At 44.7% G+C, this 12,418-nt stretch carries 13 protein-coding genes; 5 read left to right on the plus strand and 8 right to left on the minus strand.

Annotated elements, in window-relative coordinates; translation table 11 throughout:
• The first annotated feature begins 165 nt into the window (after positions 1-165).
• From AC1DP6_RS02200 to chrA, 3 genes are all read left to right on the plus strand, one after another.
• Entirely contained in the window at positions 166-687 is a 522-nt protein-coding gene (locus AC1DP6_RS02200) for an ExbD/TolR family protein (RefSeq protein WP_477053381.1), read from the plus strand.
• Between the two features lie 169 nt (positions 688-856).
• On the plus strand, positions 857-1,813 hold the full coding sequence (locus AC1DP6_RS02205) for an isopenicillin N synthase family dioxygenase (RefSeq protein WP_477053382.1): 957 nt from the start codon (positions 857-859) through the stop codon (positions 1,811-1,813).
• Between the two features lie 360 nt (positions 1,814-2,173).
• Complete coding sequence (chrA, locus tag AC1DP6_RS02210) at positions 2,174-3,334, plus strand: chromate efflux transporter (RefSeq protein WP_477053383.1); 1,161 nt, start codon at positions 2,174-2,176, stop codon at positions 3,332-3,334.
• Here the strand turns inward: chrA and AC1DP6_RS02215 are convergent.
• The 4 genes from AC1DP6_RS02215 to ku are packed head-to-tail and all read right to left on the minus strand — an operon-like array spanning position 3,329 to position 8,040.
• The gene (locus AC1DP6_RS02215; protein WP_441577725.1) at positions 3,329-4,672 is read right to left on the minus strand and encodes a sigma-54-dependent transcriptional regulator; all 1,344 of its coding nucleotides are present in this window, start codon (positions 4,670-4,672) and stop codon (positions 3,329-3,331) included. The genes chrA and AC1DP6_RS02215 overlap by 6 nt on opposite strands.
• A gap of 55 nt (positions 4,673-4,727) precedes the next feature.
• On the minus strand, positions 4,728-5,663 hold the full coding sequence (ligD, locus tag AC1DP6_RS02220) for a non-homologous end-joining DNA ligase (protein ID WP_477053384.1): 936 nt from the start codon (positions 5,661-5,663) through the stop codon (positions 4,728-4,730).
• Positions 5,664-5,665: 2 nt separating this feature from the next.
• Entirely contained in the window at positions 5,666-7,261 is a 1,596-nt protein-coding gene (ligD, locus tag AC1DP6_RS02225; protein ID WP_477053385.1) for a non-homologous end-joining DNA ligase, read from the minus strand.
• Positions 7,258-8,040, minus strand: coding sequence for a non-homologous end joining protein Ku (gene ku, locus AC1DP6_RS02230; protein WP_441577722.1), 783 nt, complete (start codon positions 8,038-8,040; stop codon positions 7,258-7,260). Before ku ends, ligD (AC1DP6_RS02225) begins: the two co-directional genes overlap by 4 nt.
• Before the next feature lie 109 nt (positions 8,041-8,149).
• Here ku and AC1DP6_RS02235 point away from each other — a divergent pair, with 109 nt between their 5' ends.
• Positions 8,150-8,497: a hypothetical protein gene (locus tag AC1DP6_RS02235; protein WP_477053386.1), complete on the plus strand. Its 348-nt coding sequence runs from the start codon at positions 8,150-8,152 to the stop codon at positions 8,495-8,497.
• Positions 8,498-8,528: 31 nt separating this feature from the next.
• Here the strand turns inward: AC1DP6_RS02235 and AC1DP6_RS02240 are convergent, their stop codons facing one another.
• The 4 genes from AC1DP6_RS02240 to AC1DP6_RS02255 all read right to left on the minus strand — a co-directional run bounded on the left by AC1DP6_RS02240 (position 8,529) and on the right by AC1DP6_RS02255 (position 10,650).
• A complete protein-coding gene (locus AC1DP6_RS02240; protein ID WP_477053387.1) occupies positions 8,529-9,587 on the minus strand; it encodes a DNA topoisomerase IB in 1,059 nt (352 codons plus the stop codon).
• Entirely contained in the window at positions 9,580-9,756 is a 177-nt protein-coding gene (locus AC1DP6_RS02245; RefSeq protein ID WP_477053388.1) for a hypothetical protein, read from the minus strand. The genes AC1DP6_RS02240 and AC1DP6_RS02245 overlap by 8 nt, the downstream gene beginning before the upstream one ends.
• Before the next feature lie 85 nt (positions 9,757-9,841).
• Positions 9,842-10,396 carry a YciE/YciF ferroxidase family protein gene (locus AC1DP6_RS02250; protein ID WP_477053389.1) on the minus strand — a complete coding sequence of 185 codons (555 nt, stop codon included), beginning with the start codon at positions 10,394-10,396 and terminating at the stop codon, positions 9,842-9,844.
• 23 nt (positions 10,397-10,419) lie between these two features.
• On the minus strand, positions 10,420-10,650 hold the full coding sequence (locus AC1DP6_RS02255) for a hypothetical protein (protein ID WP_477053390.1): 231 nt from the start codon (positions 10,648-10,650) through the stop codon (positions 10,420-10,422).
• Between the two features lie 314 nt (positions 10,651-10,964).
• Between AC1DP6_RS02255 and AC1DP6_RS02260 the strand changes: the two genes are divergently transcribed.
• On the plus strand, positions 10,965-12,407 hold the full coding sequence (locus tag AC1DP6_RS02260; RefSeq protein ID WP_477053391.1) for a sensor histidine kinase: 1,443 nt from the start codon (positions 10,965-10,967) through the stop codon (positions 12,405-12,407).
• Positions 12,408-12,418 lie beyond the last annotated feature (11 nt).

The following is a 12,418-nucleotide window of genomic DNA, read 5'->3' on the forward strand; positions in this document are numbered from 1 at the left end:
CTAATCTTTTTTTAATCCTTTTCTAATCCTTCTGATAAAAATATAATCATCAACATCGGGCTAATCCTGCGTAAGACAAAAATTCGCGTATGGAATCTTTTCACTGCTGCATCTAATATCTGAAAGCGCTTTCAACCACTTTTCGTTTATCCTAAACCGTTAATGATGGCTGAAATAAATACTTCTGAAAAAAGCGGTGGCCGTGGCACCCATAGCAATAAAAAATCTACCCGTGTAGACATGACGCCCATGGTGGATCTGGGCTTTTTGCTCATTACTTTTTTTATGTTGACCACCACCATGGCACAGCCTAAAACCATGGACCTTTTTATGCCGAAAGATGATGGCGATTCTATGTCATTGCCTGCAAAAAAAGCACTCACCGTTATACTGGGTCCGGATAATCGTATTGCCTGGTATGAAGGTATAGGCAATGACCCTGCTATGCCGCCGCAGGTACACTATACCAGCTATTCCAATCATGCAGGCATCCGTGATATCATCATGGATAAAAAGAATGCTGTACTCCAGGCTTTTCATAAAAATGATTTGATGGTGCTGATCAAAGCAGATAAAAGTTCGAACTATAAAAATGTAGTGGATATCATGGATGAGATGCTGATCAGCCAGGTAAACCGGTATGCCATGGTGGATATCACCCCAGCTGAGGAGCAATACTTTAAGTAGCTTTTAGCCATTAGCTTTTAGCTTTTAGCAAAATGCAGCGGTGATAAACATATAGATGATGTTCTTCGCTGCATTTTCCTAAAAGCTAAAAGCTAATGGCTAACTGCTGGACCAAGCTGACTCGCTATTTTTCCCTACCTTTATCGCTCCAAAACAATAATATCAAGATATGGCAACAACCCACTCTATCCCCTCAGTGGATCTTGCAGACTTCACTTCCGGAGATGCAGGACGAAAAGCTGCCTTTGTGCAGCAGTTAGGTAAAGCTTATGAAGAAGTTGGTTTTGTAGCGGTAAAGAATCATGGGATTCCTGACGAGCTGATTGCAGACCTCTACAATTATGTACAACAATTTTTTAAGCTTCCTTTTGACACCAAACATTTATACGAGATTCCGGAACTGGCCGGTCAGCGTGGCTATACCTCTTTTGGTAAAGAACACGCCAAAGGCTATGATGCGCCGGATCTGAAAGAATTTTTCCAGTTCGGACAAACAGTAGAAGATAATGATCCTATCAGTGCTGAATATCCGGAAAATGTGCAGGTGGCGGAAGTGCCTGAATTTACGCCTACTTTTTTCAAAGCATATCGTGGGTTTGAACAATCGGGGAAATACCTGTTGCAGGCAATTGCCCTGTTCCTTGGTTTAGATGAAAACTATTTTGACGATAAAATACACAATGGTAATTCCATCCTGAGAGCGATCCATTATCCTCCTATTACACAGGAGCCTAAATCCGCTATCAGGGCTGAACAGCATGAAGACATCAATCTGATTACCTTGCTGGTAGGCGCCTCTGCAGACGGGTTACAGATCCTGGATAAGCAGGACAACTGGGTACCGGTTACTTCCCTGCCGGAACAAATTGTGGTAAATGTTGGGGATATGCTGCAACGCTTAACCAATAACCGCCTGAAATCTACTACTCACCGGGTGGTGAATCCTCCCCGCGAAAAGTGGAATACTTCCCGTTATTCCATTCCTTTCTTTCTACATCCCAAATCAAATGTGAAACTGGATTGTCTGGACAGTTGTGTAACTGTAGCGAATCCGCTGGCGTATGAGCCAGTTACAGCCGGTGAATACCTGGATGAACGTTTACGTGAAATAGGGTTAAAGAAATAGGCTATACATAGCGAAGTCCCGGGAAACTAACGTCTCCGGGACTTTACAAATATCCTGCGTATAAGCAAGTCATTCCTTAATGGTTTTCTCAATATGGTTATTCTTTAGATCCGAACATTCTTCGATGTTGGTGGGCGATTAACCTATCTAGTAACAAAACTGATCACAACGGACAAAAGGCCATATTCGTTATAACGGATACCGATATTACAAGTATTGTGCCTTTATTAATTCAGGGGATGCTCAATATTAGCAACATGGTTGTATTTTGTCCGGATATTTGATTACCTTATAAATTCGTCCAATCGGAATTCACTTAAATTCACTGTGCTTCTACGTCATATTCCTTTCTTAAAAGCAGTGCTATTACATAGCRTCACCGCCTACGGAGGGCCGCAAGGCCACCTGGCCATGATGATGAAAACATTTGTACAGCAACGTAAGGACGTAACCGAACAGGAACTGATGGAGTACAATGCTTTCTGCCAGTTACTACCAGGCGCGTCATCTTCCCAAACCCTTACCTTAATAGGCTATAAACGGGGCGGTGCCATACTGGCCATCATTACCCTCTTGATATGGATAACACCGGCCTGCCTGATTATGGGTTCGCTGAGTTTCTTACTACAGTATTTCGGCAAGAATGCACTGAAGACAGACATCTTCAAATATGTACAGCCGATGGCGGTAGGCTTTCTGGCCTATGGAGGTATCCGTGCTTTCCGTATCAGTATTAACAATGTGGCCACCTTTGCTATCATGGTGGTATCTATGTTTACTGCCTTTTATCTTAAATCACCCTGGACATTTCCGGCCCTGATTATCCTTGGGGGCATCGTGTCCAATTTCAGTAACAAACGTATTCCCGGCGTGGCAGAAAAGCCCCGGAAGATACAGTGGGGGAACATCTGGTTGTTTGTCTCCCTGTTTATCCTGGCAGGTATCTTTTCTGAGCTGGCCCGTTCCCATGAATGGATCACCAGGCGGCCGTTTAACTTATTTGAGAACTTCTACCGATTCGGCAGCCTCGTATTTGGCGGGGGCGATATCCTCATCGCTATGATGCTGGAACAGTATGTAACCCGTGCAAAATCACAATACCTTTCTGCAGAAGAGTTGCTCACCGGAGCCGGTATTATGCGGGCACTTCCTGGTCCTACCTTTTCCATTTCCGCCTACGTAGGCGGTATGGCTATGCGTAACCTGGGCATGGGCTACCAGTTTCTGGGCTGCATACTGGCGCCTATCGCTATTTTCTTACCCAGCTTATTATTGGTATTATTCTTCTTCCCTATCTGGAATAACCTGAAGAAATATGTGGTAATATATCGTGCATTGGAAGGCATCAACGCCGTGGTGGTGGGAATTATGTGGGCAGCTACGATGATCCTCTTTTTTGTGATACCCATCAACTGGTATAACCTGCTGATTATGGCCAGTACGCTGGCATTGTTATGCCTTACAAGGGTACCTTCTCCCTTTATCGTACTGGCGTGCCTGTTGTTAGGCTGGTTACTATGACGTGATGATATTGTATTCCTTAATTTTATTATAAAGGGTGGTTAAACCGATCTCCATCAGCTCTGCCGCCTTTGTTTTATTTCCTTTGGCATGTGCCAGTACCCGGATTATATGCTTCTTTTCCATATCAGCCAGTCGTAATGATGAATGTTCTTCGGCGCCTCCCTGCTGAAAATCCAGTGGTAATACCGGTGTATCCAATATATCCGTATCCGTTAGAATGGCGGCTCTTTCAATCACATTACGTAGTTCACGGATATTTCCTTTCCAACTGTGTTGCTGCAATGCCTGCAGGAAAGCCGGGGTCATGCCGGTAATCCGCTTATTCATTTTGGGTGCTATCTGTTGCAGAAACCAGGCCGCCAACAGGGGAATGTCTTTACGACGTTCATTCAGGGAAGGCAGCGATATCTGGAAGGCAGACAGGCGATAGTACAGATCGGCCCGGAAATGCCCTGCGGCAATTTCCTGCTCCAGCAGCCGGTTAGTAGCGGCAATAATACGAACATCTGTTTTAGTGGGTTTGGACTCCCCTACTTTGTAGAACTCCTGTGTTTCCAGTACCCGCAGCATTTTGGCTTGTAACTCTATGGCCATCTCTCCTATTTCATCCAGGAAGATGGTACCTCCGCGGGCTTCTTCGAAAAAGCCTTTTTTATCTTTTACTGCGCCGGTGAAAGCGCCTGCCACGTGTCCGAATAATTCACTTTCCAGTATTTCTTTGCCAAAGGCGCTGCAATTTACTGCCACAAAAGGCTGCTGCCGGCGCTGGCTGCCCTGGTGAATGGCCTGGGCAAAAACTTCCTTGCCAGCACCTGTTTCACCCAGCAACAACACCGTCATGTCCGATGGCGCTACTTTCTCGGCCAAAGCAATGGCAGCACGTATTTCGGGAGATTCTCCCAGAATATTATCAAATTGGTACTTTCCGCCGATTTTCTTTTCGAGGTCACGGATGCGGACCTGGAGGTGAGCTTTATCCATGGCCTTACTCACGAGCGGCAGGATACGGTTGTTGTCATCCCCTTTTGTTATATAGTCAAATGCGCCGTTTTTAATGGCCTGTACCCCATCGGCGATGTTACCATATGCCGTGAGCACAATCGTCTCAATTTCGGGGTACCTGGTGCGTATATTGCCCACTAATTCTACCCCATTACCATCCGGTAGCTTTACATCAGAAAGAATAACGTGTATTTCTTCCTTTTCCAGGATCTTCATGGCGGCCCTTATATTGGAGGCTTCATGAAGGGTATATCCTTCGAGGGCCAGCAGGCGGCTTAAAAGCTTCCGGAGCTGGTCCTCATCATCGATAATTAAAATGTGGCCTTTAGACATATCCCTGCAAAGATAATAGTTCCTATGGCTCGTTGGATAAGGTCGTTTTTTGAAGTTATACCTTTACCTGGCTTTCTATTTCCTTTATGGCTTTACGCAAATCATTCTTTACACTCCTGATATCCTGCCACAGGTCACCTTTTTCGTTTACACGTTTCAGAGAGTTGAATATATCAAAATCACTGATGCTTAATTTCTCTGTCACTTCTTTCCATAATAACGGCATAGATACGGTAGCACCGGGTTTGGGACGAACGGAATAAGGAGCCGCTACCGTTTGACCACGGCTGTTCTGCAAAAAATCAATGTACACTTTCTTATTCCTGGCGGCCTTTGCTCTGACTACGCTGGTGCTTTTAGGCAGCTCTTCATTAACATGCCGTGCAATATATTCCGCAAACAGGCGGCTACTATCGTAACTTACTTTAGCCGTTCCCGTTGGGATATAAATATGCAGGCCGGTAGAGCCGGAAGTTTTACAGAAGGAAGTGATATTAAAATTATCGAGCATTGCCTTAATATGCAGTGCAGTTTCCACCACATATTTGAAATCAATATTTTCAGGGTCGAGGTCTAGTATGATAAAATCCGGATTATCCAGGGCATTCACCCTGGACAACCATGGGTTTATTTCAATACAGCCCAGATTTGCCATATATGCCAGCGTAGCTTCATTATTACACACCAGGTAATCCACATTTTTACCGGTAGAATCGGCCAGCAGCGGCACGCTCTTAATCCAGGAGGGTGTTTGCGTCAGGTCCAGATCTTTCTGATAAAAAGAAGGCCCGTCAATACCATTGGGGAAGCGATGCAGCGATAAAGGACGGTCTTTCAGGTGCGGTAAAATATATTTCGATACCGACAGGTAATAGTCAATCAACTGCCCTTTGGTAATTTTTTCGTTCGGCCAGTACAGCTTTGACTGATTTGTCAGCGTTACTTTTTTACTGTTTAAAGTCAGTATGCGTTCTTTTTCAGGTGTTGCCATGGTTAAATTTTTTTAGCCGTTTCCGGATGTACATCCTTTGCTGGTTTATCTTCCCGTAAACCCAGGAAAATGGGTTGTCTTAAATGTCCGTCACCGGTCCATTCCTGGAATTTTACCTGGCATACCAGCTTTGGCTTCACCCAGGTTACCGGCATATTGGTAGCTACCTTTTCTTCGAATGGAGAGGCTTTGGCGATCAGTGGCTGCAACTTGTTGTAGAGATCTCCGATAGTGGCTTCATTCAGCCCTCCGCCACAATGCCCGATGTACTTCAGCTTTTTGCCTTCATACATTCCCAGTACCAGGGCGCCTATTTTTTTTCTGCTTCCACGGGGTGCCGTATAGCCACAGATCAATGCTTCCTGTTCATTTACGATTTTAATTTTCAGCCACGACATCCCTCTCCTGCCTTCTTCATACATACTATCCGTTCTTTTGGCGATGATGCCTTCCCATTCTTTCTCCTGTGCCTTTTTAAAGAAGCGCAGTCCATTTTTTAATACATGTGCTGAAAAGCGGATAGTTTTATCACCCAGCCCGGCTACCAGGTCTTTCAATAAACTTTTTCTTTCCAGTAGGGTAAGTTGCTGTAATTCGTGGCCGTCCAGATGAAGCAGGTCAAACACTACATATACCAGGTTACCCTTGCCCGTGGTCTTGTAATTTTGCAGCGACTGAAAGTTGGAGCCCCCCTTTTTATCCACTACAATGATCTCTCCGTCCAGTACCACATTGTGCGAAATTTTCTCCACGGCAGCCACTACCGGGAGATAGTCCTTCAGGAAGGATTTCTCATTCCGGGAGTAAAGGGCTACTTTATGATTGTTTACGCTGGCAATGGCGCGATAGCCGTCCCACTTGGTTTCAAACAGCCATTCAGCACCATCAAAGGCATCGCTTACCAGTGTTGCCAGCATGGGTTTGTATACTTTTTTAATGGCTGTTTTCTTTGTTTTTTTTCCGGAAGATGCAGGTGCTTCAACGGAAGAGCTCACGCGTATTACCGGTTTTTTTTTTGCCACCTGCTTGGCAGCGGCTTTTTCTTTCAATCCCTGGGCTTTTATTTTTTCCGGCGTATAGTCTTCACTGTTATACTCATCTACGGCGTACTTATCTTTGTGTTTAATCAGCAGCCAGGCGTTTTCTTCTTTCCCTTTCATTTTCACAAGCGCGAATTCGCCTTTCAGCTTCTTTCCTTTCATCACTATTTTCAGGTCGCCGGATTTTAATTCTTTAAGTGCTTCCTTATCGAAGCTGCTGCCATTGGGATTCATCAGCTCAAAGGTGCCTTTGTCCCAGATGTATACCGTACCAGCGCCGTAGTTACCTGCCGGGATGGTGCCTTCAAAGTCTTTATAATCATATGGATGATCTTCCACTTCCATAGCCAGTCGTTTATCTGCCGGATTCATGGAAGGTCCTTTGGGCACTGCCCAGCTTTTTAGTACGCCGTCTACTTCCAGTCTGAAATCGTAATGCAAACGGGAGGCATGATGACGTTGTACCACAAAAATATGTTTCCCTTGCACGGCCTTTCCGGCTGTGGGTTCTGTGGTTTCAGAGAAGTTCCTTTTTTGCTTGTATTTAGACAGGGTCATGATGCACGCTTTTTTGCCGCTGGTTTTCCGAGACTGGCTTTTAACTGATCAAAGAGGTCATCGCTCTTGGTATGCACTACCCGCATTTTTTTCACAACAGTTTTCTTACCACCAGCTTTGGCCTTGATTATTTTAAGCAGCTCTGCCTTATATTCATCTTTATACTGTGTAATATCAAAGTCGGCGGTATATTGTTTTACCAGTTCCATGGCCATATCCAGCTCCTTTTTGGTGAATTTAACATTAGCCGGAAGGGTGAGATCTTTGGATGACCTTACTTCTTCTTCAAAGCGGAGTTGCTGTAGCAGGAGGTAATTTTCGCGTGGTCGGATAACGGAAAGGTGTTCCTGCGAACGCAGTACAAAACGGCTTAAGCCTGCTTTACCGGTTTTTTCGAGGGTTTGCAGCAATAAAGAATAGGCTTTTTCTCCTCCTTTTGCCGGTTCAATAAAGTAAGCAGATTCGAAATAGATGTCATCTATATCTGTTTCTTCCACAAAGGATTCGATTTCTATGATCTTGCTTTTCTTTGGGCTGGCGGCTTCGAAGTCTTCGTCTTCCAGCACTACATATTCATCTTTGTAGAGATATCCTTTCACGATCTGTTCCCAGGGAACTTCTTTACCTGAGTTTTCGTTTACCCGTTTAAATTTGATATGCGCCCCGTCTTTGCTGTCGAGCATATCCAGGTCCAGACGGCTGTCCTGGGTAGCGCTAAATAGTTTCACTGGAATATTTACCAGTCCAAATCCTATAGATCCTGACCATATTGCACGCATGATGTAATAGTTTTGGTATTAATAAAAAGTTAACACAAATAGTACCACTCTCATAAAACATCGCGGCATAACTTTTGGTTTTTGACATTTCAACTAAAACCCTTTTTTTATGGAAAAGCCAGGTGAAATGACAACTTTATCAAGAGTGCTGGAAAAACTGCATGAGAGAGGCTTTGATCATGAATTAAATATGAGTGATCACGGCAGATTACAGAATAAGGATGCGCAGAAGATTTATAATCCGGAAGACCTGACTATCATTAAAACGTATCGTTTTGAGGGAGAGTCAGATCCATCAGATTCCTCTATTCTGTATGTACTGGAGGACAAAGACGGGCAGAAAGGTTACGTACTGGACGCTTACGGCGCTTACAGTTCGCACGAAGAGGCAGGATTTGATGAATTTATTCAGAAGATTAAAGTCGAAGACAGAGAAGAACAGCTCCTATTTTCATAGCTTGTTTTACGCTTATTTTACGGAAGCCTGATCAGGCATTTTTAAGAAATTCCAAGAGTACTTTTTCATCCGCATGTAACCCGCCACTGGCGGGTTTACTGCGTTTAGCACGCAGCTGTTGCAGCCAGGGCTCCAGATCGCCTTTTTCGTAACTGTCGAGGATTTGCGGATGGATGTAATATTTCTTACACACGGCGCGGGTATTCCCCAATTTGCCCGCCACACCGTCTATTATTGCTACAATGTTACGGCGGCATTCGGTCACGGATTCAAAGGGGGTAAGATCTGCCAAAAGATTTAATGCATTTACGGTGCCCGCCCAGGTCCGGAAATCCTTGCAGGTAAATTCATCTTCCGTGCAGCATTGTTTGATATAGTCATTTACTTCACCGGAATCCAGTCCTTTATGGTCTCCGTTTTCATCGTAGTATTGAAACAACACCTGTCCCGGAACATCCTGTACTTTCTTAAGCAATTTCGCCAGGGCGGCATCACGCAGTTCAATTTTATGTTCCACGCCTTTTTTGCCCCGAAACTGGAAGAAGGCTTTGCTCCCGTTTATTTTCACATGTTTATCCCGCAGGGTGGTTAATCCATGTGAGCCGTATAACCTTTCGTAGGAAGCATTTCCCACCCGGATGAGCGTTTCCTCCATCACAGATAATGCAATAGCAATGACTTTGTCTTTATCCAGCTCCGGTCGTTTCAAATCTTCGTGTATTCGTTTCCGTATACCGGGTAATTTTTCGGCAAACTGGCGGAGACGATAGTACTTCGTTTCATTGCGGGCTTTACCCCAGGTGGTATGATAGCGGTATTGCTTACGACCTTTTGCATCTATCCCGGTGGCCTGCAGGTGGCCATTGGGCCAGGCGCAGATCCATACATTTTCCCAGGCCGGAGGCAGTACCAGTCCACGGATGCGGGCCAGCACTTCCTCGTCCTTCACTACTGTGCCCTTACTATCCTGGTAAATAAAATCCGCACCTCTACGCACGCGTGTGTATCCCGGCATGTCTGCCTTTACGTAGCGAAGCTTGACGGATTTGGCTACTGCTATGGGGTCTGTGATCTGATCAATGCTAACCATTTACGATTTCCCCTCCATTGGGATGCAGGATTTGTCCGGTGAGGTAAATTCCCTTTTTTTCATTTGCCTTTTCAAATACCGGTGATGGGTCCATTACTTCTTCCAGTCCGGGTTGTACGGATTGTTGGCGGGCGGGCCTTACTGCCTTTTTAGTATTTGTTTTTTGCATACGATCAGATTGAAAAAAAAGGTCCCCGAAAAACCAGGGACCTTTTTGCAGTTTTTCCATTAACAATTATAGAATCTTCATTCACTTATTCTGCTGCCGCCGCCTCATTCACCGTAGATTCAGCTACTTCTGTGAGTAAGCTGTCAGCATTTTTTTCTTCCTTTAAAGTTTGCTCCAGTAATTTCACTACTGCGGTATGCCCCATTACATTGGCCAGTGTTCGTAAACTGCCGTAGGCAGATATTTCGTAGTGCTCAATTTTCTGGGAAGCAATGATGATACCTGCATCTCTAACAGCGGTATCTTCTTCTGTATCTGCTACCACTTCCTGTCCTTCTGCAATCAGACCTTCCATGGCTTCGCACTTCTTTGCCTGTGGCTTTTTCCCCAACAGTTCAAATACCCGTTCCAGCCTTGCTACGTGTTCTTTCGTTTCTACCAAATGATTACCTATGCAGGTAGTCAACTCAGCGGAGGTAGCAGCTTTCTGCATCTTAGGCAGTGCTTTCACAAGATTTTTCTCTGCCCAATAAATGTCTTTCAGTTCATCCATGAATAGTTCATGAAATTTGGAACCAGACATTTTTTCGCTGCCGGCTTTCTTCACAGTGCCATTGGTGGCTGTTTTTGTAGTAGGCATTGTAACAGATTTTTTAAGAATGGTTAATGATTACCAGGTGATTGTCTTTTAAAAGCTTGTTCTTTTTCTTCTCCCGCCTGCGGATCTGCAGGTTTCCGGGGATTATCCCTCTCCGGCAACTCTTCTGGAATGGGTTCAATTTCGGGTTTATCCGGTGGCGGTTGTACCGGTGTTGGATCTTCTTTTCCGGGCTGTTGTTTGTCTGGAGCTGCAGGATCAGTGATAGGCTGTTTATTTTTATCGGGATTATTCATAACTCAATTTTTTATTGTTAAAGAACTATTGTTAGTTATCCAAAGTTCATTCCAATGACGGGCGACCGGCATTATCGCTGCATAATACATCTCCCTAAAACTCACTACTGACAATCATTACAAGGTGCTTCTATCTCTGCGGTAAAGTTGCTCATGCTCTCATCCCGCAGGGTCCGCAAGGCCTGTAGAATTAAATGGCATTCTGTGGAATATGTTGCTCAGCACCACATTGCGGGAAAAACGCTGTTTTTTAATCTTAAATTTCATACATAAATAGTAACTTGAAATGCTTTCTCAACATCCCATACAATCAGATGCATTTTTCAGTACACAAGAAAATACGACTTGGATTTTTTATTGCATTCACGGTAATCGTAGCCGCCTCGGTGTTCTCTTACCTGGTGGCCAAGAACCTGCTGGACAATGCGGGCAGACTTAATCATGCAATAGAGGTGTCTAAAAGGCTGGAAGTCATTACCCGTCAGCTGAAAGAGGCCGAAGCCGCCATCCGTGGTTACGGTCTTACCAAAGACAGCTCCTTTCTGGACCCCAGTATGCTGGAACGCAGCAACCGGATTGAAAAAGAATACCTCCTGCTAAGAAAAATCACCGCCGATAACCCGGTGCAACAACGGCACCTGGATACGCTCCGGCGATTGCTGGCAATCAAGTATCAACAACTGAAAGTAGGCGGAGAAAACGATACACAGCTGAAGCAATCGTTGTCTGTAAAAGAAGGGGAAAAGTCAATGGACCTCATCGACAATAAAGTACGGGACATGATCCGCATTGAAGAAAACCTGGTACAGGAAAAATCGGAGCTGTTTCATTTCTTTGCTGTCATGTGGGTGCCCATGATCTTCATTTCCTCGCTGGTAGCCATTTTAATCGGCATCTACTCTTATATTACCCTTACAAGAGAATTCAAACTACAGCTGCATATCGAAAGCCGGATGAAGTCCTATCAACGGGACCTGCAACAAAACATTTCTCTGTTGAACAAAACCAACCAGGAACTGGAGCAGTTTGCCTACGTGGCTTCACATGACCTGCAGGAGCCCCTAAGGAAAATTTCCACTTTCAGCGACCGGCTGCAAATGAAATACAAGGAACAACTCCCCCCGGATGCCACGCAACTGATAGATCGCATGGTATCAGCCGTGTCGCGGATGCGGGTACTCATCAACGATCTGCTCATTTTTTCCAGGGCAGGCCGTATTACACCCGAAAGTATTACACCTGTAAATATGAATAAGCTGTTACAGGAAGTACTCAGTGACCTCGAAGTAACGCTGGAAGAAAAAAATGTACAGGTTAAATATGATCTGCTGCCTGTTATTGAAGGCAGTGATACTTCTTTCCATCAACTTTTTCAAAACCTGCTGGCCAACTCCATTAAATTTGCCAGTCCCGACCGGCCACTGAACATCAATATCCATCATCAGATCCTGACAGGGAAGGAATTGAGCATAGCGAAGGAAAGTCGTGGAAACGAGGTTTTTTGCCGTATCAGTCTCGATGACAACGGGATCGGTTTCGAACAGGCCTATGCTGAGCGCATCTTCCTCATCTTTCAGCGACTGCATGGCATCAGCGAATATTCAGGAACAGGAATAGGCCTGGCTATCTGCAAAAAAATAGTAGATAGTCATAATGGTTATATACAGGCTTATGGCGAGCCTGATAAAGGTGCCGCCTTTGTGATCATATTACCGCTGAAACAAAAGCCCAAAACAGAGGATCATGAAAACAATTAAAAGCCTAGCAT

The sequence above is a fragment of the Chitinophaga sp. 01L420 genome, assembly GCF_056399985.1.

What these genes read in the sequence shown, in the direction of transcription:
- AC1DP6_RS02200 (WP_477053381.1), top strand. Translation starts at nt 166, where the DNA reads ATGGCTGAAATAAATACTTCTGAAAAAAGCGGTGGCCGTGGCACCCAT.
- AC1DP6_RS02205 (WP_477053382.1), top strand. Translation starts at nt 857, where the DNA reads ATGGCAACAACCCACTCTATCCCCTCAGTGGATCTTGCAGACTTCACT.
- AC1DP6_RS02215 (WP_441577725.1), bottom strand. Translation starts at nt 4,672, where the DNA reads ATGTCTAAAGGCCACATTTTAATTATCGATGATGAGGACCAGCTCCGG.
- ligD (WP_477053384.1), bottom strand. Translation starts at nt 5,663, where the DNA reads ATGGCAACACCTGAAAAAGAACGCATACTGACTTTAAACAGTAAAAAA.
- ligD (WP_477053385.1), bottom strand. Translation starts at nt 7,261, where the DNA reads ATGACCCTGTCTAAATACAAGCAAAAAAGGAACTTCTCTGAAACCACA.
- ku (WP_441577722.1), bottom strand. Translation starts at nt 8,040, where the DNA reads ATGCGTGCAATATGGTCAGGATCTATAGGATTTGGACTGGTAAATATT.
- AC1DP6_RS02235 (WP_477053386.1), top strand. Translation starts at nt 8,150, where the DNA reads ATGGAAAAGCCAGGTGAAATGACAACTTTATCAAGAGTGCTGGAAAAA.
- AC1DP6_RS02240 (WP_477053387.1), bottom strand. Translation starts at nt 9,587, where the DNA reads ATGGTTAGCATTGATCAGATCACAGACCCCATAGCAGTAGCCAAATCC.
- AC1DP6_RS02245 (WP_477053388.1), bottom strand. Translation starts at nt 9,756, where the DNA reads ATGCAAAAAACAAATACTAAAAAGGCAGTAAGGCCCGCCCGCCAACAA.
- AC1DP6_RS02250 (WP_477053389.1), bottom strand. Translation starts at nt 10,396, where the DNA reads ATGCCTACTACAAAAACAGCCACCAATGGCACTGTGAAGAAAGCCGGC.
- AC1DP6_RS02255 (WP_477053390.1), bottom strand. Translation starts at nt 10,650, where the DNA reads ATGAATAATCCCGATAAAAATAAACAGCCTATCACTGATCCTGCAGCT.
- AC1DP6_RS02260 (WP_477053391.1), top strand. Translation starts at nt 10,965, where the DNA reads ATGCATTTTTCAGTACACAAGAAAATACGACTTGGATTTTTTATTGCA.